Here is a 22,117-nt window from a genome sequence, read left to right on the forward strand (position 1 = left end):
GGATAAAAATGCTCCATTTACTATGTGAAGCTGCCCTTAGTTCTCTCCCTTTTTGAAAGGGGAGTTCGCCCTTGGTCCTCCCCCTTAATAAGGGGGGGGAGAGGGGGTTATGCTCTTAGTCCTCCCCCTTATCAAGGGGGAGTTAGAGGGGGTTGTAGTGGTCTAAGGCCGAAACCGCAAGTTCTCTCTCGTAAGCTGATCTATCGACGTTTTGCCCATCAGTTTCATGTCCCGTTCGAGTTCGGCTTTCATGAGTCCGAGTGCGCGTTCGACACCGGGTTGTCCGGCCGCAGCAAGTGGGTATAAATACATACGACCAATGCCGACGGCTTTGGCACCAAGTGACAAGGCCTTGAGTACGTGAGTGCCGCGTTGTATACCGCTGTCAAAGATGACGTCGATTTCGTCTCCGACTTCATCGACGATTTCGGCTAGTTGGTCGAAAGAGCTGCGCGAGCCATCTAGTTGGCGGCCGCCGTGGTTGGAAATAATCACGCCAGTACAGCCAATTTCTACTGCTTTTCGAGCGTCTTCTCGGCTCATAATGCCTTTTAAACAGAACTCTCCGTCCCAGAATTTCACCATTTCTGCTACGTCGTCCCAGTTCATTGATGGGTCGAGCATGTTGGTAAAATAGTCGCCAATGGAAGTCGCGCCAGAACCCATGTCGATGTGTTCTTCCAGTTGCGGTAGACGGAATTTCTCATGGGTCACGTAATTAATGCCCCACATGGGTTTGAGAACAAATTGCAGCATGCCTTTTACATTCAGTTTAAAGGGAATAGCGAAGCCCGTACGAAGGTCGCGTTCACGGTTTCCACCGGTAATCGAATCCACAGTGAGCATCATCACTTGTACGCCAGCGTCTTTGGCGCGTTGCATCATGGCACGGTTCAGTTCACGGTCTTTATGAAAGTAAAACTGATAGACCTGAGGTGTGGTGGTTTGCTTAGCAATTTCTTCCATGCTCACCGTGCCAAGGGACGATACGCCAAACAGGGTGCCGTATTTTTCAGCCGCACCAGCGACGGCTCTTTCCCCATCATGATGGAATAATCTTTGTAAGGCAGTGGGCGAGCAGTAGATTGGCAGAGCGAGTTTTTGCCCCATTACGGTGACAGATAAGTCTACCTCTTTTACGCCAGTAAGGACGCTAGGCACTAGATCACAGGTGTCAAATGCGGCGGTGTTACGGCGATAAGTTGTCTCGTCGTCCGCGCCGCCATCAATGTAGTTAAATATCGGGCCAGGCAAGCGTTTTTTGGCTAGAGTGCGAAAGTCTTGGAAGTTGTGGCAGTCTTTTAGACGCATGGATTTTGCTCCTTTTATTTTGTTCATTAACTATAGGCTGTGTTCTATTTGTGATAAATACGACATAAACTAATAAACTCTTTCTTAAAACAGCCTAATAAAATAGGAATAAGACCATTGAACGCAGCCGATTTAACACTTTTCGTGAACGTGGCCGATGCAGGGTCGTTTAATAAAGCCGCGCAGCAGGTAGGGTTATCAACGCCAGCACTGAGCAAGCGCATCAGCAGGCTTGAACAAGACCTTGGTACGCAGTTGATTCATCGAACAACCAGACGGCTCAGCCTGACCGAAGCGGGGGAGAGTTTATACGTTCATGCCAAAAATATTGAAGGCCAAGTGAATGATGCAATTGCCTCGGTGTCGGCATTTAGTCAGGGTCTAACCGGCACCATAAAAATGTCCGTGCCGACGATTTCGGGGGAGTTGCTACTGGCTGAAGCGGTGGCAGAGTTTTGTCAAAAATACCCGAATATTACCGTGGATATGCGCCTCGAAAATGACTTTGTGGATTTAGTGGGCGAAGGATTGGATCTGGCGATTCGTACCGGAAAATTGGAAAATTCCAGTTTGATTGCCAAACCTTTGATTCAATCAAGTTGGGTGGTTTGCTGCTCGCCCAGCTATATCGAACATCATGGCGAAGTCACAAATTTAGAGGCTCTGAAAGATCATAATTGTTTGGCTTATACCTACCAAGCGCAGGGCTCATTTGATTGGCGCTTTACTAAAAAAGCAGCAAACAAAAAATCAGTAGAAGACAGTGTGCGCATCAGTGGTAGTTTCGCCACGAATAATGCTCAAGCGTTACGCAAAGCGGCTCTGGCAGGATTTGGTATCGTGTATGTGCCGCGTTGTTGTGTGTATGAAGAGTTGCAGCAAGGCAAGCTCGTCGCGATTTTGTCCGATTACCAACCGCGCAGGCTCGGTGTTTATGCCATTTATCCTTTTACCAAATACCTGCCAGAAAAACTAAGGTTATTAATAGAGCACATCAAACAGGCTTATCAGGATAAGAAAGAATACTTTTAATTATCAGGTGAGAGTAGGGGCTTTCTATTTATCTGTTTTGTCCTTATTCTTATTTTTTTTAGCCGTTTTTCCATGGGGGGACTTATGTCTGGTCAAGGTTCTGGAGGCAATGTACTTGCCGCACTTTGTAATGTTTTTATTCCTGGATTAGGTCAACTGGTACAGGGGCGTATTGTTATGGCGCTGTTCTTTTTCGTCACGGTTTTTGTGAGCTATACATTAGGCGCAACGGTGATTTTGTTCTTTATGTGGTTGGTTGGTGGGATATTGCATCTTTGGTCTATTATCGATGCTGCTCGCTTTTCTCGATTTCGTTCACTTGTATAATGCGGGTTTTGTCGTCGAAAACATAATGAGAGCATAAAAAGGAGTCAAGTTGACTTCTTTTTATGCTGCTTATTGGTATCCGTTTTAGAATTGTTTCTTAAATAAGCGATCTAATGACCAATAGCCGCCCCCAAATGCGGCAATTAATAAGGCACCAGTTGCCCAGAATAAAGAGGACAGCTCAGCCTTTAATTGCACCATGGCAAGGAAAGTAGCGCCGCCGTCTGCCAATCTTTTTATGCCCGCAGGCGTAAAGAAATCACTACCTGAATTAAGCGCATCGATGCCTGCCTGAGTCAGAAAAGCATCACCATATGGATAAGCAAAATGAAACCAAATGGTGATGGCGAGCATCACGGCATTGGCCAGAGCGATTGGTCGAGTTAGCAGTCCCACCGCAATGAACATACCACCAAAAAATTGCATCGCAGCCAATATGGGTGACCAAAGCCAGCCAGGATAAAAACCAATATTTTCAACAAAGCCTATTTGTGCCAAAGGCGCCATAATTTTTGGCCAACCCTCGATGACCAGCATACCACCGATGATAATCCGAAATAGCGCCCAGCCTAGCGGTTGGCCAATATTGTTATAAAAATCACTCATAAAAGGCAGATATAGGTGGTCTTTGTCATTTTTGAATACTGGTGATTTAGACATGTTTTCCCTCTCAATTTTGGTCGTTTCCATATCGGAAAGAGTAACATTCGGTTTTTTATGGTTGCTGACTTGGATCAAGAGATTGTGATTAAAACAGCAAGTAGATATAGGTGAGGAAATACTTGCTGCAAGAATTAGAGGGGGTTGCAGGGAAGTAGTAAACAGAACCCCACCCTAGCCCTCCCCTTGGTAAGGGGAGGGAACGCTCTTGGTCCTCCCACTTGTTAAGGGGGAGTTAGAGGGGGTTGCAGGTAAGTAGTAAACAGAACCCCACCCTACCCCTCCCCTTGGTAAGGGGAGGGGACGCTTTTGGTTCTCCCCCTTGTTAAGGGGGAGTTAGAGGGGGTTGCAGGGAAGTAGTAAACAGAACCCCACCCTAACCCTCCCCTTGGTAAGGGGAGGGGACGCTCTTGGTCCTCCCCCTTGTTAAGGGGGAGTTAGAGGGGGTTGTTGCAGGGAAGGAGTAAACAGAACCCCACCCTAGCCCTCCCCTTGTTAAGGGGGAGTTAGAGGGGGTTGCAGGGAAGTAGTAAACAGAACCCCACCCTAGCCCTCCCCTTGGTAAGGGGAGGGGACGCTCTTGGTCCTCCCTCTTGTTAAGGGGGAGTTCTCCTTTGGTCCTCCCCCTTGTTAAGGGGGAGTTAGAGGGGGTTGCAGGGAAGTAGTAAACAAACCCCCACCCTAACCCTCCCCTTGGTAAGGGGAGGGGACGCTTTTGGTTCTCCCCCTTGTTAAGGGGGAGTTAGAGGGGGTAGTGTAATCTGAGCATCAATAGCAAGAACCACAGAGTCAAGTTCATGCATAATTTCGTCATTTGTAAAGCGAATAATACTTATCCCCATAGAAGAGAGGTATTCATCTCGAACATGATCATGAGCAATGCCTTGTGTAGAAAAATGGCTATCACCATCTATTTCAATTACCAGTTTTAAAGAAGGGCAGTAGAAATCGACAACATAGCATCCTATGCCATATTGCCGTCTAAATTTAACGCCGAATTGGCATCCTCTGAGGTGTCTCCATAGACGCCTTTCAGGTTCTGTCATATTTGTTCTCAAATCGGCACGAAAACGTTTTGTTTGCTTTAAATTAAATAGTTTCGTCATTCCTTGACTCCTATGTGCTTTTTAAAGGTAATTCACCCCACCCTATCCCTCCCCTTGGTAAGGGGAGGGGACGCTCTTGGTCCTCCCACTTGTTAAGGGGGAGTTAGAGGGGGGGCAGGGAAGTAGTAAACAGAACCCCACCCTAGCCCTCCCCTTGGTAAGGGGAGGGAACGCTCTTGGTCCTCCCCCTTGTTAAGGGGGAGTTGGAGGGGGTTGCAGGGAAGTAGTAAACAGAACCCCACCCTAGCCCTCCCCTTGGTAAGGGGAGGGGACGCTTTTGCTCCTCCCCCTTGTTAAGGGGACGCTTTTGGTTCTCCCCCTTTTCAAGGGGGAGTTAGAGGGGGTAACTTTCAACCTCAACTGTCTGGGATAACAACCTCAACACCTTTAAACTCTTTTCGGATGCATTTTTTCAGGGTTTGCTTTGCATCGTCATCACCATGCACTAGGTGAATTTTCTTTGGTTTACTGCGCATGCGGCGGATGAAGTTGAGTAAATCCTTTTGTCCGGCGTGGGCCGAATAACCGCTAATTTGTTGTACTTGCGCTTTGATAGGAAAGCGCTCGTTATCAAACATCACATAACCGTCTGGCTTATCGTGATAGTTCAATATGTCCCGTCCAGGCGTGCCGGCGGCTTGGTAGCCAACAAACACAATGTCATTACGCTCATCACCGATCAACGCTTTGATGTAATTCACAATACGCCCACCGGCACACATTCCTGAGGCTGCAATAACAATGGCGGGCCGTGTTTGGCGTTTCAGATAATCCACTGTTTGTAAGTGAGTTTCATGGTCATCTATTGTGGTTACTTGCTCAAAATCCAAAGGGTGACGGCCTTCAGCGATGCGACTTTGCGCCTCTTCATCCCAATAGGGAGCTAATGACTGATAAACCTGAGTGAAGCGGTTAGCGAGCGGTGAGTCGATAATAATATCCAAGTCTTGCCAATCTAATTGAGCGCCTGAAGCGGTGTGGCTGATTGGCTTCTGGCGATTTTTATGAATGATCGACTCAAGCTCGTAGAGCAATTCTTGTGTGCGGCCAATACTAAAGGCGGGAATCAACACGGTGCCAGAGTCGCTTAAAGCTCGTTCTAGGCTGTGTTGTAATCGTCCGATGCGGCTTGATCTGTCTTCATGGTTGCGATCACCATAAGTACTTTCGATCACCAATTGGTCGGCTTTATGTGGGGATTTAGGTGCCGGTAATAACGGCGAATGAGGTGCGCCAAGATCACCGGAAAACACCACGTCATGATAAGGTTTGTTTTGCGATTTGATGGCCTCATTAACGACGCGAAAAGAGGCATAAGCCGAGCCCAAAATATGACCCGCGCGTGAAAGACGCAGTTGGACTTTCGTCTCCGTCTGCATCGGGATTTTTACCCACTCTTGATAATCTAAAGGGACGATTTGCTCTTGGATGCGGTCTAAGCAAGCCTCGATGATGCTTTTGTTGCGTGTCACGCCGACTTTTAACGCGTCTTCTATGACTAAAGGCAACAACATTGCGCTGGGTTTAGAACAATAAATTGGTCCAGTAAAACCGGCTGCCAGCAAATAAGGAATACGCCCTACATGATCAATGTGAACGTGAGTGACGATTAAAGCTTGCACGGCCGAGAGATCAAAATCTATTTCCAGCTTATCCGCAGCAGCCCCTAAACTTGAGGACTCAGCCCCTTGAAACAAACCGCAATCGATCAATACAGACTGCTGCTCATCAACAAACAACTCATGACAAGAGCCTGTCACCCCACGTATCGCTCCATGATGTTTAATAGATAACATATCAATCCCTGCACAGCAAAAGCAGTTTAAAAGACTAAACTAAAAAGTACGATGAGCCAAGAGGGGATTTTGGGGCGGAGTTTTGATGTGGCAGGTTAACTTTGTGTGATAAAAGTCGGGCAGAGTGTCTGGCCCGACTCGTCGCAATCATGTCAATCGTTTTGGTTGGGTCTTTGATACCAAGGCGATACCATGTCGGTTACATTAAACAAATTACTGCGTTTACTTAGCTTCTGGCCACCATCTCGTGTGATGGGTTGCCAACCAAAATTAGCGCGGCTAGTGGTGGGTTTAAAGGACAGGGTGTCAAATGGAATGGACAAGTAAAAACCTTTCGTAAAACTGCCTTCGCCAAACTCTTCCGCCGACATATCGGTTTTACTGGCATAAGCGCCAACGATAACCCCACTCTTATATTGCTTAGAGAAATCAACACGTGCGCCAACGTCGCCCGCTAAGAATTTCCCCATATCCACTCTGAATAGCGTGTTTTGTAGAAACGCCCACTCAGGTTGGTAATAAACGGACAAGTGCCCTGTGCTGCCCCGAGACAAGACTTTATCGGTACTGCTGTAGGCGTCATCACTTGCAAATACGCCGAACACCGAATTCGGGTCACGCTGAGAAATAAGGTTAACATCGGCTCCAATGGCCCAATTGGTATTGGGTTTTCGATACAGTACTTCAGAGCCAACCCCGGCAAACATGGTTTCCAAATAACCACCATAAACCTGTTGATACCAGTTTTGGCCGTATTTCTGATACCAAGTGAGTTGTAGATTATTGAGTAAAGCGTCGTTCTCAAGTACATACGCTCGTATTAGCGTTCTCACTCGATAATTGGAAGTACCGTCTTCTAAGACATTAAATCGAAGCTTGTCATAGTTATTCAGTAGGTTAATCGATACACCAGCCGACAACTCGACTTGATCCGTCAGCCAGTAAGCAGCACCGCCTTTGACGCTCAGATTGTAAATGTAAAAACTTTCTGGACCACCGAAAGCCTGACTTAAATGAGGTTTGAAGCCATAGCTAAGAGGCTCGAAATCATCATAAAGGGGTTCTGAGGTGATGCTTTGGGATGTTAGATCTTGAGGTGTTAGATTGGACGTCGCATCGCTTATCTTAGGATTTAGATAGGTAACATTGGCGATATCTTGGTACTTTGATGCTGAGATCTCCGTGTTTCTTAACGCTAAGTTCTTTTCTGTTTCCTGAATTTGATAATGCTGGATATTCTCAGGTAATGCATTGCTTAGCACGGCTGAGGCTTTTTCCAAGGCCACGTCACGGTCGCGATATTTATGTTGCCTTGCAACCAAAGTCAGTGTGTCGCCATCCTGATACACCTGGTCAGTATCGTACCCTGCGACCTTGTCTAACGTTTGATCCAGTGTTTGCCAATCAACACCGTCTAATGTCGTCGGGCGCGAGTCACTGGGTTCTGGAATAGGTTCATCAATCCATGGGGTTTTGATGCTGTCAAAATTGGTGTTTAAACTAAAACCAAGAGTAAGCGTCGTGCCACGCTCATAACTGAGGCGTAAATCAAAGCTGTCACTTAGGCCATAAACCGCGCCAATATTCCAGGGCGTTTTAGGCGTCATGTTCACGTTGCCGCGAGTGACTGGTACATCTTGACTGTAATTATTGCCATCGTATTCTAACTTCAGGCGCAATGGTTGGTAAGGTGTTTGATATTCTATGCCGCCAAATAAAGAGGCTGGCCCAGTAAACCAGCGATCATAGTCCACCATGCCGCCATTGCCTGAATAGCTGGACAAACGATCACAAAAGCGATCCGCCGCGGAGCAAAAGGGATTGCTGATGTTGTCTCTGGTGCCAAAATAGCCCCAGCCAATACCGAAAGTGACATCAAAGTGCCCGTAGTCTTGAGTGTAAAAGCGTTTACTGCCGGCTAGATATTCCCCGTCAAATAAACCGGTGCCACCTATGTCTTTCAAACCAATGGAAACTTCAGGAAAATAGCGACTTTCTCGCCAAAGACGCGCTTTCACATCAATCCCTTTATCGGTATAACGCGTACTGCCGCTAAAGCTTTCATCGCTGCTGTAGAGTAAGTCGTTTACTTGGGTGTATCGAAAGGTGGTTTCGAGCCAAGGCATCAGTTGAAGAGACACGGTGTAAAAATCGTATTCGTCATTTTCTGCGTAACTCAGGCTAAACGCACCCTCGTCTGCCATGCGCCCAGTAGGGATTTGTATTAAACCGACACCCCCCAAGTTCATTTGTGAGGGTTTGAACTCGACGGGCTGAAATGGATCATAATCGCTGCTTGTTTCAGTCGCCTCAGCATTAGAGAGTAGCAAAGTGTTGGTGCTGATAATGGCAGACAAGTAACAAAAAACAGTGCGTTTAGAACCAATAAATAAATTGCGCATTATAGCTCCAGATGTTGGGTTAATAGCTGAGCTATATCCTGATTAAGGGTCTTATATTGATGAGGTAAATTCTCCAAACCAACAAACACAAGGCTGCCAGGGCTGAGGTAATGATGTTTCCCTTGCCACTGTATGCCTTTGATATATTGAACCTTTTGGTCGGCCTGTATGACCCAAGCCGAATCATAGTCGTCTCCGGCAATGTCTGGTGTTAGGTAGTCTTTTAGATGTGAGTTTGGCGTTTGTTTTATCATGGACATAGAGGTGCGCTTTGGCGAAATGACTCGAATAAACGTAGGGCGAATGGGCACCGACAAGGCGTAATCATGACTCAATAAAGGGTTGTTTTTCTTAACGGTTCGGACATTTTTTAAACGAGTTTCAAGTCTTTCACGATAGACAAAGTGCAGGGGGGCAAGTTGTTTGACAATGCGTTTTGATTCGGCAGAGTCAATGTGGCGCAAGGCGTTGAAAATGTCATTTTTTTGCTGGTCAACGAGCGCTTGTTTAGAGGGTGAAATTACACTAATGCCTAATGAATAGACGGGGTAATCCACTTGTTTCTGTGCATCGCTCAAAACTTGAGAAAGACGCACAGCGGCCTCATATTCTAGCGTTATCTCAGGTTGAAGAAGGTGTATTTTGACTGGTTGAGCCATTGCAAAAAGTGGTAAAAAACACAGGCTAATGAAAGAAACATAAGAAATAGGTCTACACATAGCTCGAATTCCTGGCTGATATATTGTCATAGATTACTGTGCTCTTCATTACGGTGAGGTCGTATTGATAGTTTCCACATAAGGTCGGATCATCAGCATATTAATTTTATCCATATTAGGGCCAATGTATTGGACGGATTTTACCGTAAAGGCTTTGGTGGTTTGTGTCGCTGGAGCGATCCAAAATTCATTGCGGTATGTTTGTCCAATGCCAGCAAAACGAACCCGCTCTGTCACATGCTTGGTGTTCTGTTCCCATAAAAACGTCGTAATGAGCTCATCTTCGATGGACTGAGTGGTGATGTCGGCGCTGAAATGGTAGCGATAGTGAGGAGACCAGTCATAAATGGCTTGCCAGCTCGTTGCTTTAATCGGAGAGGGTGGCGTTGTTTGAAGACCAGAAAGGTTCTCTAGATTGTTGGTATTGAACCCAGTGGTTTGGATGATGCGACTATTTTCAGTGGTAATACTGCCGCCATCGGAAGCGTACCAAGTAAGGTGTTTGCTGTTCTGATCCCCGAATGCATCCACAAAGGTTAATACCATCAGGATGGGCTTTCGATCATTAATGGTGACAAGCACGGCTGGGTAAGGTAAAGATCGAATGTGAGCTTCTGATATATCGGGGGCATGTTCTGCGTCTAGAATGGCATTGAGCGAATCGATCGAACTTTGGGTGTTTCGGGTGCAGGCGGTGAGTAAAACAAGGAACAGAGTAAAAGACAGTAATTTAAGCATCGGAAGCTTTATCATGAAAAAGCCATATTAAGGTGTTGGCAGAGAGAAAAAATCGCCCAGAATACGCTGGGCGATTGATATCATTTCAAATACCTAGATTAGGAATTTGTAGAGGTGCTTGTTGTTTCGTCAGCACCATCGTTCTCGTCAGCAACAACGGCAACCGCTGCAACAGAAGCAATGGCAATAGACGTAGCTGCAATTGTACCTACGCCACCAATCGCCGCCGCGCTGGCTGCAACCGTACTACCAGCCGCGATACTGCCACCCGCTGCTGCTGCGCCACCAGCGCTTGCTGCGGCACCAGTACCAGCTGCAGTACCAGTGCTTGTCGCTGCGCCAGCGGCTGCTTCTGCGAAGACTTGACCAGTCATACCAAGAGAGAAAGCTACAACAGTAGCCAAAAGAGTACGTTTCATAATATTTCCTTATCATAAACATCGATGTTGAAGATAAATCTTCATTCACGATTCTATTGCATGGTTTTTAAGAATGTAAGACCTGTTGATCATTTTGTTTAAAAAAAGCACAAGCTGAAAAGGCTTGGTAAAATTCACATCGTCACTTTATTTGTGTGTGCTTTTGCTGCATTATTGCAACCAATGTTATTTTGTTGGTATTTATGGATAGCGTAATATCATCCTGAAAAACGATCATCGAGCTCAGTAGCTATTTTTTAACATTGTCTTTTCGTCATGGGGTTTTATTAAGAAACACCATTTTGGTCAGTAAACAGAGAGAAATGAATGTCCTCGGTTAAGCCACAAGCCAAATTTTCACGAACGAATCGTCACTTTAGTCATACCTTTTTCTGTTCTCTTCTTGCCTTTTCTGGTGCTGTAAGTGGTAGTTTAAATGCCTCACCTTGGCTGGAAACCAGCGACCCCTTTTTAAGGTCATCTTTGGTTCTGCTGTCTGACGCTGGTCAAATTAGTGCCCCGATTAATCAGTACCCTTTGCGCTGGTCATTAATTGGGGATGATTTAAATCATACCGAAATCCAGCAACCTTTAGAGGGTGACGTTCAACTGGCCAGAAATGAGCTTCGTTATGCATTAAACTCCGCTAAGCTAAATCGAGGTAACAAATCGGTTGAAATGCAATTCGCTTCGGACCCGTTCCCCGCCTCTGGTTATGGTGAAGTCAGTGGCGATAAGTGGGGGGTGAGTACCAGTGTGGACTACCTTGGAAGCACCTTTGCATATCGCTTAAGCTTGTCTTATCGAGACAATAATAACGAAGAAGAAATCGACTGGACGGACAGCTACCTATCGTTGAATGCTGGAAAATGGTTATTTACCGCAGGCGAGTTGGACTACTGGTGGGGACAGGGTTGGCAGCATAATCTCATACTCGCTTCCTATGCAAGGGCTACCTCATCTTTGAATGCCAATTACATCAGTCACAATAATTGGCTTGGTGTATGGAGTGTGCAAGCACTCCTATCCCATCCCAAAGAGGCGGTTTACGATAACCACGGAGCACTGCGTTTGGTTGCTAAACCCTGGCGTCATGTTGAAATCGGCACGACGTATCAAAATTGGTTTTCTGGTTCTGAAGCGGAAGACGACCAACAACTCGCTTTTGATGCAAAATTGACCTTGCCGCATGTTGATAATCTCTATCACAGTGTTTATACCGAACTGGCGTCGACCGCTGACGTCGTGTCACTGGGGGCTTGGATGGTCGGCTGGACTGGCAGTATGAAGGTCCAAGACAATACTGTGAGAATGGTGCTTGAAACTCAACAGCACACCAATGACTATGACGCCACAGATTGGCATTCTGGAGTATATCCGTCTACATCCGACTCGGTAACCAACAACAGTTACTTGTTGGATGACAGTTATGCCATTGCTTTTTACGTGCAGCGAATGAATGATCACAGTATTGGAGTGAGCTATCAGTCATCTAAACTAGATGGCGAGTCGGTCGACATCACCAAATTGATATATAGAATGCCGGCTTTGTCCGGTATGTTGCAGTTAGATGTAATCGCAAAGGATGATGCGTCGACAAGCAATGAACAGCATCAGGTCAGCGAATGGCGTGCTGGTTACGAACTACGTTTCTAGCCAAGATGGTAAAGATTAACCTTTAAAATGTGACGATAAAGAAACTGATATGTATTTAAAACGACTTCTTAATGCGGCTTTATGTACTCTGTTGACAACCAGTGTGCTGGCGTTTACCCCAACCGCCGCACAGATAAATCAATTTCAAAATCTGCCGAAAGCACAGCAAGAAGCGTTGGCAAAGCAATATGGCATAGACCTTAGTTCAATGAATTTGCCATCTAATGCGACGGGGGCGCTTCCACAGCAAGCTCCGATGGTTGAGTCGACAATGAGTGCCACTGATGAGAATCTGGTGGCCGATGAAAAAGACCAAGAGACGACGGATACCAAAGGCTTAACAAAATTTGGTTACGACGTATTGAAAGGCGATGCTCAAGGCTTTACCGTGGTCGACAACTTGCCAGTGCCTTTGGATTATCAAATGGGGCCAGGCGACAGTGTCAGTGTGCAAACCTTCGGTAAAACCAGTGCCAATTATGAGCTGACCATCGACAGAGACGGTCGCTTAAACATCCCAGATCTCGGACCCATATCGGCGGCAGGTCAAACATTTGCGCAGCTAAGAGACCAAATCTCCCGTGTCTTTAAGCAAAAAGTCATTGGCGTGGACGTATCGATTGCCATGGGCTCTATGCGTACCATGCAGGTTTACATTGTGGGCGAAGTGCAGCAGCCTGGGTCATACAATGTTAATGCCCTCACCACCATTACCCAAGCTCTCGTTGCCACGGGTGGCGTAAAAGAAACCGGCAGTTTGCGTCATATTCAATTGAAGCGAAAAGGCAAAGTCGTTCGAGAGTTTGATTTGTACGACTTGATATTAAACGGCGATACGGCCAACGATGTGCGCTTATCCGCTGGGGATACTCTGTTTGTCCCTGCGTTACGCAGCACGATTGAGTTAGCTGGTGAAGTACAGCGCCCGGCCATTTATGAATTAAAAAACACCACCAGTTTAGATCAATTGCTTACGATTTCCGGCGGGGCAACACCGCAAGCCTATTTATCCAAAGTCAGTGTGCGTCGAATGACGGCCGAGGGCGTGAAGCAGTTTACAGTCGATCTGACGAAAGCCGAAGGTCGCCGTTTTGGTGTTCGCGCAGGGGACCAAATTCAGCTTTTTAAAGCATCCTCTTCATTGAGAGGCGCGATTGCGGTGCGTGGTGATGTGGTGCGTCAGGGGGCGATGGCTTATCAAGCTGGCATGCGCATTAGCGATGTAATTGGTTCCATTGAGGACGACTTAAAGCCCAGTGCTGATTTAACCTACGCGTTATTGGTTCGCGAATACAATCAAGACAAAGACATTGAGGTGTACCAGTTTAACTTGTCGAATGCTTTGCAGTATAAAGACTCGAGAGATAATTTGGCGTTGCAGGAAAAAGATCAAATTTTTGTCTTTTCGAATGGCTTGGACACAGCCTATTGGGATTCTTTGAACAAGCCCCAAGCAAAGCCTTCTCGTTCTGAAGGCGTTCCTGATCAAGTTAGTACGTCTAATCAATGGAAGGCCTCTGAAAACATTCCATTGTCAGATCGTGAGTACGTTGATACAGAAACGGGGGCCTTAATAAAACAAGTGAGCACCACCGAGCTAGACACGGCGCAAGTGGATGATATCTCCAGTTTGGCGCGTAATAGACAAGCCAACAGAGAGGCCTTATTGCAGCCTATTATTGAGCGTCTACTAGAACAGTCATCATTGGGCGCGCCAGCGGCATTGATTGAAATATCCGGCGCGGTAAAGTTTCCGGGCACTTACCCATTGGCCAAAAATGGCAATTTATCATCCTTGATTGCAGCGGCTGGTGGCTTGACCGAAGACGCTTACCTTAGGTCGGCAGAGCTAACTCGACGTGAAAAAGTGTCTAACTATGGGAGAACGGTAAATCGTCAAATTGGTTTCTCGTTACAGGATGCTCTGACGGGTAAATACCCAGTTTCCCTAAGGCCTCAAGATAACATTATGATTCGTACTCAACCAGGGTATCAAAAAGACTTGGTGGTGGAATTACAGGGTGAGGTGGTGTTTCCTGGTAAATATGCGTTCCAGCGTGGTGAAACCTTAAAAGACGTTATTGAACGTGCGGGGGGCTTTACGCCATTTGCTTACCCTGAAGGGGCGGTATTGAGCCGTGAACGTTTGAAACGTCAGGAAAAAGAACGGATTGATTTTCTTACTGCTCAGTTAAAGCAAGAAATCAGCGCCATGTCGCTTCGCCGTCAAAACACGTCCGCATCGACCCCTGAACAGGCGTTGGCCATTGTGAACCAGCTGGATCAGGCGGAACCGGTAGGGCGTTTGGTCATAGATGTTAAACAGGCCATGACAGGAGATAAGCAAGCCAATGTGTTATTGGAAAAAGGTGACAAGCTCTTTATCCCAGCCTTAAACCCTGTCGTCAGTGTGGTTGGCGAAGTGCAGTTTGCTTCTCACCATACCTTTGATTCGCATTTGGCGGTAGACGATTATTTGGAAGCGGCTGGTGGGCTGAAGCGTCAAGCGGATTCCGAGCGAGTGTATGTTATTAAGGCCAATGGTTCGGTTGAACTGCCTAATAATTCCTTCTGGTTTAGCCGCAATGATAAGCCCTTGTCGCCAGGGGATACCATCATTGTGCCGATTAATACGGATTACATGGATAATCTAAGCACCTTATCAACCGCAACTCAGATCTTATATCAATTGGGTGTGGCTTGGAGCGCGGTGAAGGATTAATCGGTCCAGATTAATGAGTCCTAAGGTATAGCAAGTTTCGATAGTATTTTGTTTAACACCGTTAATCTGCTGGTGGTTAAACTCCTAGCTGGTAAGGTTAAAACGTAGAGAAAAAAATGAATAATCACAATTTACCACCTCAATATTATCAACCGAGTGATGATGAGATCGATCTAAAAGAATTGTTTATTGCCCTTTGGCAAGGCAAGTGGATCATTATTCTACTGACTATAGTGTTTGCAGTGGGTGGTGTGTTCTATGCCTTATCGCAACCGAATACTTACAAGGCTGAGGCGGTATTGGCATCGGCAAGCGACAGTGGATCCAGTGGTTTGTCGGCCATGGCATCGCAATTTGGTGGTTTGGCTTCGTTAGCGGGCATCAGTCTTGGTGGCGGTGGCACGGATAATAAAGCCATGGCACTGGCTGTGTTGCAGTCACGTCAATTCATTAATGCTTTTATTCACAAATACGACCTGCTTGTGCCATTGATGGCGGGTAAAGAATGGAATGCTGGTTCTGGTGAATTGCAACTTAACGAAGAAGTTTATGATTCTGTGTCACAGGCATGGATAGGAGAAGTGTCACCTGGCAAATCTCACACACCAACGGATTGGGGGGCCTATAAAGCGTTCAGGCAAATTCTGTCAGTTGCTGAATCTAATGATAATGGTTTGGTGACTTTGTCGATTACCCATTTCTCTCCTGTGTTGGCGAAAGAGTGGGTGGATGACTTGGTGATAGAGCTAAACGCTTGGATGAAAGATAAATCGCTAAAAGAAACCCGTGACAACATTGATTACCTAGAAGAACAAATCGACCGCACTAAAATTGCCGACATGCAGTCCGTATTTTATCAGCTCATCGAAGAGCAAACCAAAAACCTCATGCTGGCTGAAGTACAAACTGAGTTCGCCTTTAAAGTGATAGACCCAGCCGTAGTGCCGGAAGAAAAAGCCGGGCCTAAACGCGCCTTGATTTGTGTGATGGCAACTTTACTTGGCGGTATGCTGGGTATGGGGATTGTGCTTATACACTTTGCCTTCACCAAAAAAGATGAATGATTTGTTCCCTTCCCCTTATCTCTTCTCCTTTATTCAAGGGAAGGCTAGGATGGGGTTGGATTTTGTAATCTTGTCCCTTCCCCTTTCTTCAAGGGGAAGGCTAGGATGGGGTTAGGTTTTTGTAACCTTGTCCCTTCCCCTTATATCTTCCAAGGGCAAGGCTTGGGTGGAATTGGGTTTTGTAACCTTGTCCCTTCCCCTTATATCCCCCAAGGGGAAGGCTAGGATGGGGTTGATAACTTGTCTCTTTCGCTACGAGCCCCAAAAACGTCCATTTTACAAACTCGTTTCAAACACATTATTTGCATTATTATCCATTCTCATTTAAGCTTGTTCAGCAAATGAACGGTATAGGATGTTCACTGAAGAAGCTTAGAGGGATGGTACAAGCGATCAAACATTTGCCCTCTTTCTCTTTAAATCAGTTTTTACTGATCTCTTCTTTATTATTGTCCATATCCGTTTGTTATTAATAGCATCTTACTCATAAGGCGCTTACATGTTAGACGAAGAAAGTCGCTATAAAATTTTAAAAGAACTCGAGCAAGACCCAGATATCAGCCAGCGAGAGCTAGCCAAGCGCTTAGGCATCAGTTTAGGTAAAGCTAACTTCTGTCTAAAAGCCTTGATTGAAAAAGGCTTGATCAAAGCAGAGAACTTTAAAAACAATACGAATAAAGTGGGTTATTTATACCTATTAACGCCAAAAGGTATTGAAGAAAAAGTGTCTCTGACTCAGCGGTTTTTGAAAAGAAAACTCGCTGAATATGAAGCGCTGGAAAAAGAAATAGAACAACTACGCCAAGAAGTGAAGACATAACGTGTCACTTGTAGGTTAGATGAGACAAGGCACGAGACGTGATCTGACAAATTCTGAATTGGCATAACTATAGAAAATATGGAAGAGGTCAAATGAAAATTCTAGTAACAGGCGGTGCGGGTTTTATTGGTTCTGCAGTGATCCGCCATATTATTCAAAGCACTCAAGACAGTGTGGTGAATGTCGATAAGCTGACTTACGCGGGGAATCTTGAAAGCCTTACGGATGTTGATAAGTCAGATCGTTATGCTTTTGAGCAGGTCGATATTTGCGATAGTGCAGCGCTTGATCGTGTTTTTCAAACACACCAGCCAGACGCTGTGATGCATTTAGCCGCCGAAAGTCATGTTGATCGTTCTATTACTGGCCCTGCAGATTTTATTCAAACTAACATTGTCGGTACTTATGCGTTACTGGAAGCGGCCCGTGAGTATTTGAATACTTTAGAAGAAAGTCGTAAAGCCGCATTTCGCTTTCACCATATCTCCACAGATGAGGTGTATGGTGAGTTGCCACACCCTGATGAAATGGCAGGCGATCTACCGCTATTTACTGAAATCACACCTTATGCACCAAGTAGTCCTTATTCTGCAAGCAAGGCATCCAGTGATCATTTGGTTCGTGCTTGGTTGCGTACTTATGGCTTTCCAACAATTGTGACAAATTGCTCCAATAACTATGGTCCATATCATTTTCCTGAAAAGCTGATTCCGTTGGTCATTCTAAATGCACTAGAAGGTAAGGCTCTGCCTGTTTACGGAAAAGGCGATCAAATACGTGATTGGCTTTACGTAGATGACCATGCTCGAGCCTTGTATAAAGTTGTAACAGAAGGAAAGGTGGGTGAAACCTACAATATTGGCGGTCATAACGAAAAGCAAAATATTGATGTGGTGAAAACCGTTTGTGAGATCTTGGATGAGCTTCGCCCTAAAGATGTTCAGTACGCAGAACAAATTACTTTTGTGACTGATCGGCCAGGACATGATCGCCGCTATGCAATAGATGCCTTTAAGATGAGTAGAGAGTTAAATTGGCAACCACAGGAAACTTTTGAGACTGGGTTGCGCAAAACCGTTGAATGGTATTTAGCTAATCAAGACTGGTGTCATAACGTACAAGATGGCTCTTATCAGCGAGAGCGCTTGGGCACTTTAGAGCAGGAGCTTCAACAATGAAAGGCATAGTGCTAGCTGGCGGCTCAGGCACGCGGCTTTATCCGATTACCATCGGGGTGTCTAAACAGTTACTGCCTGTTTATGACAAGCCAATGATATATTATCCTCTTTCTGTGCTTATGTTGGCGGGAATTCGAGAAATTCTCATCATTACTACACCGGAAGACCAAAGCAGTTTTCAGCGCCTTTTAGGTAATGGCTCTAAATTCGGTATCGATTTGAGCTATGTGGTTCAACCTAGTCCTGACGGCCTTGCTCAAGCCTTTCTTTTAGGTGAAGGCTTTATTGGTTGTGATGATGTGTGTTTGGTCTTGGGAGATAATATTTTCTACGGTCATGGGTTTACGCCTAAGTTAAAGCAGGCTGTAGATAATGCAAAAAATGGTCAAGGTGCGACGGTGTTTGGTTACCAAGTAAATGACCCTGAACGTTTTGGTGTTGTGGAGTTTGATGTAAATAAAAAAGCCATTTCGATTGAAGAGAAACCTGTTAAGCCGAAATCTCATTTTGCTGTGACTGGGCTGTACTTTTACGATAACTCGGTTGTTCAGTTGGCTAAACAGGTGAAATCATCTGAACGTGGTGAGTTGGAGATTACCTGCCTAAATGAAATGTATCTCAAACAGAATAAACTTAATGTAGAAATGCTAGGGCGTGGCTTTGCTTGGTTAGATACTGGTACGCATGAGAGTTTACTTGAGGCTGCTCAATTTGTTGAAACCATAGAAAAGCGGCAAGGCTATAAAATAGCTTGTTTGGAAGAAATTGCTTTTAATCAAGGGTGGCTAGGTAAGGAAGAGTTAGTGCAATTAGCTAAGCCTTTACTTAAAAATAACTATGGGGAATACATAATGAATTTTGTTGAGGATGAGGCATGAGCTTAATTAAATGGATAGAATTTCCTCCGCTGGGCGATGATCGTGGCTCATTAGTGGCATTAGAAAGTCAGCAATCTATCCCTTTTGATTTAAAGCGTGTTTATTGCATCTTTGGTACTAAGGAAGGTGTTTCACGCGGTTTTCATGCTCACAAGCAGTTAAAGCAGGTGGCTGTTTGCGTAACGGGTCGTTGTCGCATGGTATTGGATGATGGAAGGCAACGTGAAGAAATCTGGCTAGATTTGGCTACGAAAGGTATTTTGATTGAAGATATGGTTTGGCGAGAAATGCATGACTTCAGTGAAGACTGCGTATTACTTGTATTAGCCAGTGAGCATTATGACGAAAGTGATTATATTCGTAGCTATAATGATTTTATAGTCCAAATTGAGAAAAAAGGTTTATTATGAATAATATTGTCTCTAAATTTAGGGAAGAGATTAGAAAGGCGTTGTTATGTCGTGAAGTTGAATTGAAACTCTTGGACCTTTTTTCTGAAGGTTATTTGACGGGAACTGTTCACACTTCAATTGGTCAAGAGATTACTTCAGTCTTAATTTCAAAATATCTAAAAAGTAGCGACTATAAATTTTCTAATCATAGAGGACATTCACATTATCTTGCTTTAACTGACGATCTAGAAGGTATGATAATGGAGTTATTAGGGAAGACTAAAGGCTGTTCAGGAGGGGTTGGTGGCAGTCAGCATTTATATAATAAAGAAAAAAATTTCTTCTCAAACGGTATTCAGGGAGGGATGGCTCCTATTGCTGCTGGAGTGGCGTACAAATTAAAATCCACTGAAAATATCTCAGTAATTTTTATAGGTGATGGAACTCTTGGGCAAGGCGTTCTATACGAAAGTCTCAACGTGTCTGGAATATATGATTTACCTATTCTTTTTATATGTGAAGATAACGGTATGGCACAATCGACCCCTACAGAGTTTTTTAAGTTAAATAAACTAAAAAATAGAGTTGAAGGTTTTTCTATTCGTTATGATATAGCTAGTACAGATGATTGGGAAGAGCTAGATAAAAAACTAGATGCGAGTGTTTCAGCGGTTCGTGAAGGGAAGCCTACTTTTTTACATATAAAAACTAGACGTTTAAAGAGTCATTCAAAAGGGGATGATAATAGATCAGATCAAGAAATTAAGGATTTGAATGATTATGATGTCCTGAATTGTCTGATGAGAGACAATGAAACTATTAGGGAAATTTCAGATTCGATTAAATCAGAAGTTAGAGTTTTGGTAGACACTCTAATGTCCGAGGATGATCTTAAATTTGTCTCAAGGTATGAATACGTCAGGAATATAGATTATAATTTAGAATCGATTGAGTTTTTTAATAGAAAAGTAAAAGACCGGTTGTATGAGATTATAGAAGGTGTGTTGTTTAATGATGGAGTTTTTGTTGGTGAAGATATAAGGAATAGAATAAGCGAAAACGGGAAGCAATATGGCGGTGCGTTTAAAGTATCATTAGATTTATCTGATAAATATGAAAAAGTTATTAATTTTCCGATAGCAGAGCAGTCAATTGTTGGTTTTGCTACAGGTTATGCTTTAGCTGGTGGTCAAGCTGTGTCAGAAATTATGTTCGGTGATTTTATGACCCTTGCTTTGGATCAAATTATTCAGCATATATCAAAAATCAAAACTATGTACGGGACTAATATATCCTTGCCCATAGTCATTAGGTCCCCTATGGGGGGGCGAAGAGGGTACGGACCAACACACTCTCAAAGCATTGAAAGGCTATTTCTTGGGGTTGAAAAAGTAAGCTGTGCTTTTGTTAATAAGTACTCACCAATAGATGAAATTGTTAAGAAGTATCTTGAAGAAGGTGAGCCTCTGATACTTTTTGAACATAAATTAAACTATTCAAAGAAAGATTTTTTTGAATTAAATGAGAATCACAGAATAAAAATTAGTGATGATTTTAGTAGGACCATTATTATTTCCCCATTGAATAAAAGGCCAAAGTATACAGTTTTTACTTATGGCTATTCTTTAGAATTAATCGAAGAATTGTTGATTAATAATGAACTGGATCCTGAATTTGAAATTGTTTGCCCAACTGTTATTTCTCCCGTAAATAGTCTCCCGCTAAAGAAATCAGTAATTAAAACTGGAAAATTGATAACTTTTGAAGAAGGTAGCTCCAATTTGTCATTAGGAGAAGCAATGATTAGCGAATTATGTAAGTCGAGTGTGAAATTTGAGCTTGTCGCCACAATTGGAAACGCTACAACTATACCTGCAGCAAAAGATGGTGAGACATACTTGCTTGATTCCTATAAAGATATTTTAAAGGTGCTGTAATATGAAGCAAGATGTTAGAGTGCAAAGACACAGTGCTAATGATGATGTTGTGAAAATTGTTGAACTGTATTTTGAGAATAAAAGTTTTGTTAATGAAGGTGAGGTGATATTAAGTGTAGAGGGGGAAAAGGCTGTATATGATATTGAATCTCCTTTTTCTGGTTATTTACAGTATTTGTTTAAAGTAGATCAAGATGTAAAAGTTGATGATTGTATAGCTTATATTTATTCAGAATTGAAATTTTTTGAGAGTTTTTCTACTGAAGATTCTTTTGAAAGTTTAGATAAAAATATACTGCTTGAAGATTCTTTTGTAACTGAAAAAAGAATTATAGATAAAAGCTATTTCAAGGATAAAAGTGAGCCAAGACGTATCGCTGTAATTGGTGGAGGAGCTGGGCTTGCACAAATATTAGATGTAACAAGAAAATCAAATGAATTGAACGTAGTTTGTTGTTACGATGATGTTCTTTTTAAAGATGAAAAATCATCCTTTAATGTTCCAGTTGTTGGTCCTGTATTCTCATCAACTATCATAAGTGATTTTCATGATGATCTTTTTGATTCGATTATAATATCTGTTTCAACAAATATTGCTTTTAGGAAGAGATTCTATGAAGAGCTTTCTAGTAGTATTCCATTTTGTAATATTATTCACCCGTCTGCATCTGTATCTAATGAAGCATCAATTGGATATGGTAATATAATTCTGGCAAATACTCACATCGGATTTGAAGCGAAGCTGGGAAATAATAACTTCATTTCTTCATTTTGTAATATAGAGCATCATTGTATTGTAGGGGATCATTGTACCTTTGGGCCAAATGTGGTTTTTTCAGGTTTTGTTTTTGTTGATAGTGAAGTCAAGTTTGGTACAGGTATTCATGTTGAACCAAAACAAAAAATTAGTGGGAATCAATTTATAAAGTCAGGAACTTTAATAAGAATGTAAGGTTCAAT

The 22,117-nt window shown here is 43.9% G+C and carries 19 protein-coding genes; 11 read left to right on the plus strand and 8 right to left on the minus strand.

Annotation, left to right across the window (positions count from 1 at the left end; all coding sequences use genetic code 11):
- Positions 1 to 162 precede the first annotated feature (162 nt).
- Complete coding sequence (locus ACHUFM_RS07045; RefSeq protein ID WP_394180898.1) at positions 163 to 1,311, minus strand: alpha-hydroxy acid oxidase; 1,149 nt, start codon at positions 1,309 to 1,311, stop codon at positions 163 to 165.
- A 117-nt stretch (positions 1,312 to 1,428) separates the two neighbouring features.
- Here ACHUFM_RS07045 and ACHUFM_RS07050 point away from each other — a divergent pair, with 117 nt between their 5' ends.
- Together ACHUFM_RS07050 and ACHUFM_RS07055 are read left to right on the plus strand one after the other, a co-directional pair.
- A complete protein-coding gene (locus ACHUFM_RS07050) occupies positions 1,429 to 2,343 on the plus strand; it encodes a LysR family transcriptional regulator (RefSeq protein ID WP_394180900.1) in 915 nt (304 codons plus the stop codon).
- Positions 2,344 to 2,427: 84 nt separating this feature from the next.
- A complete protein-coding gene (locus tag ACHUFM_RS07055; RefSeq protein ID WP_394180902.1) occupies positions 2,428 to 2,670 on the plus strand; it encodes a hypothetical protein in 243 nt (80 codons plus the stop codon).
- 84 nt (positions 2,671 to 2,754) lie between these two features.
- On the opposite strand, the gene ACHUFM_RS07060 is transcribed toward ACHUFM_RS07055, so the two are convergent.
- From ACHUFM_RS07060 to ACHUFM_RS07090, 7 genes are all read right to left on the minus strand, one after another.
- Positions 2,755 to 3,330 (minus strand): DoxX family protein, encoded by a 576-nt coding sequence (locus ACHUFM_RS07060; RefSeq protein WP_394180904.1) that lies wholly within the window; start codon positions 3,328 to 3,330, stop codon positions 2,755 to 2,757.
- Between the two features lie 731 nt (positions 3,331 to 4,061).
- On the minus strand, positions 4,062 to 4,436 hold the full coding sequence (locus ACHUFM_RS07065; protein ID WP_394180906.1) for an endonuclease domain-containing protein: 375 nt from the start codon (positions 4,434 to 4,436) through the stop codon (positions 4,062 to 4,064).
- A gap of 356 nt (positions 4,437 to 4,792) precedes the next feature.
- Entirely contained in the window at positions 4,793 to 6,232 is a 1,440-nt protein-coding gene (locus ACHUFM_RS07070) for an MBL fold metallo-hydrolase RNA specificity domain-containing protein (protein WP_394180908.1), read from the minus strand.
- Positions 6,233 to 6,384: 152 nt separating this feature from the next.
- A complete protein-coding gene (locus ACHUFM_RS07075) occupies positions 6,385 to 8,634 on the minus strand; it encodes a YjbH domain-containing protein (RefSeq protein WP_394180910.1) in 2,250 nt (749 codons plus the stop codon).
- Positions 8,634 to 9,353, minus strand: coding sequence for a capsule biosynthesis GfcC family protein (locus ACHUFM_RS07080; RefSeq protein ID WP_394180912.1), 720 nt, complete (start codon positions 9,351 to 9,353; stop codon positions 8,634 to 8,636). Before ACHUFM_RS07080 ends, ACHUFM_RS07075 begins: the two co-directional genes overlap by 1 nt.
- A gap of 48 nt (positions 9,354 to 9,401) precedes the next feature.
- Entirely contained in the window at positions 9,402 to 10,106 is a 705-nt protein-coding gene (locus ACHUFM_RS07085; RefSeq protein ID WP_394180914.1) for a YjbF family lipoprotein, read from the minus strand.
- Positions 10,107 to 10,189: 83 nt separating this feature from the next.
- The gene (locus ACHUFM_RS07090) at positions 10,190 to 10,510 is read right to left on the minus strand and encodes a hypothetical protein (protein WP_394180916.1); all 321 of its coding nucleotides are present in this window, start codon (positions 10,508 to 10,510) and stop codon (positions 10,190 to 10,192) included.
- 327 nt (positions 10,511 to 10,837) lie between these two features.
- Here ACHUFM_RS07090 and ACHUFM_RS07095 point away from each other — a divergent pair, with 327 nt between their 5' ends.
- The 9 genes from ACHUFM_RS07095 (at position 10,838) to ACHUFM_RS07135 (ending at position 22,109) form a co-directional block, all read left to right on the plus strand.
- Positions 10,838 to 12,166: a capsule assembly Wzi family protein gene (locus ACHUFM_RS07095; RefSeq protein WP_394180918.1), complete on the plus strand. Its 1,329-nt coding sequence runs from the start codon at positions 10,838 to 10,840 to the stop codon at positions 12,164 to 12,166.
- Positions 12,167 to 12,215: 49 nt separating this feature from the next.
- Positions 12,216 to 14,888, plus strand: a complete 2,673-nt coding sequence (locus tag ACHUFM_RS07100) for an SLBB domain-containing protein (RefSeq protein WP_394180920.1) — start codon at positions 12,216 to 12,218, stop codon at positions 14,886 to 14,888.
- A 116-nt stretch (positions 14,889 to 15,004) separates the two neighbouring features.
- Positions 15,005 to 15,952, plus strand: a complete 948-nt coding sequence (locus ACHUFM_RS07105) for a Wzz/FepE/Etk N-terminal domain-containing protein (protein ID WP_394180922.1) — start codon at positions 15,005 to 15,007, stop codon at positions 15,950 to 15,952.
- Positions 15,953 to 16,451: 499 nt separating this feature from the next.
- Positions 16,452 to 16,772: a MarR family EPS-associated transcriptional regulator gene (locus ACHUFM_RS07110; protein WP_394180924.1), complete on the plus strand. Its 321-nt coding sequence runs from the start codon at positions 16,452 to 16,454 to the stop codon at positions 16,770 to 16,772.
- A 92-nt stretch (positions 16,773 to 16,864) separates the two neighbouring features.
- The gene (rfbB, locus tag ACHUFM_RS07115; RefSeq protein ID WP_394180926.1) at positions 16,865 to 17,950 is read left to right on the plus strand and encodes a dTDP-glucose 4,6-dehydratase; all 1,086 of its coding nucleotides are present in this window, start codon (positions 16,865 to 16,867) and stop codon (positions 17,948 to 17,950) included.
- Positions 17,947 to 18,828: a glucose-1-phosphate thymidylyltransferase RfbA gene (rfbA, locus tag ACHUFM_RS07120; RefSeq protein ID WP_394180928.1), complete on the plus strand. Its 882-nt coding sequence runs from the start codon at positions 17,947 to 17,949 to the stop codon at positions 18,826 to 18,828. The genes rfbB and rfbA overlap by 4 nt, the downstream gene beginning before the upstream one ends.
- Positions 18,825 to 19,238: a sugar 3,4-ketoisomerase gene (locus ACHUFM_RS07125; RefSeq protein ID WP_394180930.1), complete on the plus strand. Its 414-nt coding sequence runs from the start codon at positions 18,825 to 18,827 to the stop codon at positions 19,236 to 19,238. Before rfbA ends, ACHUFM_RS07125 begins: the two co-directional genes overlap by 4 nt.
- The gene (locus ACHUFM_RS07130; RefSeq protein ID WP_394180932.1) at positions 19,235 to 21,157 is read left to right on the plus strand and encodes an alpha-ketoacid dehydrogenase subunit alpha/beta; all 1,923 of its coding nucleotides are present in this window, start codon (positions 19,235 to 19,237) and stop codon (positions 21,155 to 21,157) included. Before ACHUFM_RS07125 ends, ACHUFM_RS07130 begins: the two co-directional genes overlap by 4 nt.
- A gap of 1 nt (position 21,158) precedes the next feature.
- A complete protein-coding gene (locus ACHUFM_RS07135; protein ID WP_394180934.1) occupies positions 21,159 to 22,109 on the plus strand; it encodes a biotin/lipoyl-containing protein in 951 nt (316 codons plus the stop codon).
- Positions 22,110 to 22,117: the final 8 nt, after the last annotated feature.

Source organism: Marinomonas posidonica, assembly GCF_043643765.1.
Taxonomy (GTDB): domain Bacteria; phylum Pseudomonadota; class Gammaproteobacteria; order Pseudomonadales; family Marinomonadaceae; genus Marinomonas; species Marinomonas posidonica_A.